General features: G+C 64.8%; 2 protein-coding genes. Both read left to right on the top strand.

The window, feature by feature from the left end:
* A partial coding sequence (locus ON058_RS11045) for a hypothetical protein (RefSeq protein WP_274669114.1) occupies positions 1-321 on the top strand: 321 nt, incomplete at its 5' end.
* A partial coding sequence (locus ON058_RS11040; protein WP_274669113.1) for an FtsK/SpoIIIE domain-containing protein occupies positions 318-1,612 on the top strand: 1,295 nt, incomplete at its 3' end. The genes ON058_RS11045 and ON058_RS11040, both read left to right, overlap by 4 nt.

Below are 1,612 nucleotides of genomic sequence, written 5' to 3'. Positions count from 1 at the left end.
TCTGTTCCGATGTGCATGGGTATGGGGGCGGAGTTCCAGCCGCGTTTGAAGGATGGGCAGGCGAAGTTGTCTCCCCACGGCAAGGCTACATACACCTCTGGCGTCGTGGTTGCTCGTGCTGATGGTGGGGCTGACAGGGGCATCACGATCGCGGTGACGGAGCCTGCGGGCAAGCCTTTCGAGATGGGTCAGCGCCTGCGGGCTGATGGTCGTTGTTGGATGACGCCGTATGTGGACGGTGCCGGTCGTCAGGCGGTGTCGTTCACCGTCGAGCGCCTGGTGCCACTTGAGGCTACCTCCAAGAAGGGTGGGGACCAGTGAGCGCGGCATCTGGGTCCGCCGCTGCTGACGCCGACCGTGTTGGGGCAAAGTCCGTCGAGGCTCGCATCCTCACACACCTCGGTATCACCGCTGCGGCGTTGATCATGGGTGCCCTCATGGTTCGGACGGGACGGGGCGGATGGCTAGTCATGGCACCGGTAGCCCTTGCTGTCGCGGTCGTCGAGGTCCACGTGATCGCAACCGTGGCTGGCTTTCGTTTCCAATGGGGTTCGTGGGCCGAATATCGCCGGTCATGGTCAACGCCACGTCAGGTGCGCTCGGTGGTTGCCGGGTGGGACGCTGCTGCTCGTGCAGCCGGGCTGACCGGTGGTGACGCCCGGAAGTCAGCGCCGGTCATCGCTTTGGCGGTCAAGGTGCCACGGGGTGTGGTGCTGCACTTCACGACCCCCGCCCACTCGTCACTGGACACGGCACTGCATGGAGCCGCACCAGCACTATCACAGCACTTCAGCTGCCCTGTCGAGGTAGGCAACGCTGAAGGCTCCACAACCGTCACGGTCGTGCACTTCGACCCCAACGCCGTGGCGCGCCGCCGCCGCTCGCAGACCACCTCACGCAAGGACGCAACCGACGATTCAGCCGATGATCCGCGCGGTCTGGCAATCGGACGCGACAGTTCAGGAGCCAACGTCACGTGGACCCTGACTGGCCTGGTGCACATCCTGGTCCAGGGCATCACGCGATCCGGCAAGTCATCAGCGCTCTACGTCTTCTTGACAGCGCTGGCTGGCAGACGCGACACCATCATCGTCGGCATCGATCCCACCGGGGTGCTCCTTGCTCCCCTGCAGGACGTCACCCCCACACCTCCAGTTGATGCGGACCCACCCGTTTCTGCCCTGTCCCAGCAGTTTCTCACCGACACTAACGTCACCGGTGAGGGCACCGCACGGTGGCTCGAGAGCATGTGCGAAGTGATGGACCGGCGCATCGCGGGACTGCGCAGTCGCGGACTGGACAAGTTCGGCCCCACAGATGACTCGGTGCCCGTGATCGTCGTCGTCATCGACGAACTGCCTGCCGTGCTGGCCCGTGCTGTCAGCGAGGATCGCGTCAACGGTTCACGCTCACGCACTCACCCACGCATCGTCTCAGCCCTGGGCAGGATCGCCAGGGAAGGAGCCAAAGCCAACATCCAAATCCTGGCAACGGCCCAACGCTTCGACGCATCCATCCTCGGCGGAGACGTGCGTGCCAACTTCGCCACCCGCATCACCTTCCGCGTCGACAACGCCGACGCCGTGCGCATGTTGCACCCGGATGCGGACGC

Source organism: Demequina sp. B12 (assembly GCF_028823635.1).
GTDB lineage: Bacteria > Actinomycetota > Actinomycetes > Actinomycetales > Demequinaceae > Demequina.
This window is presented reverse-complemented; position numbering and strand designations above follow the sequence as displayed.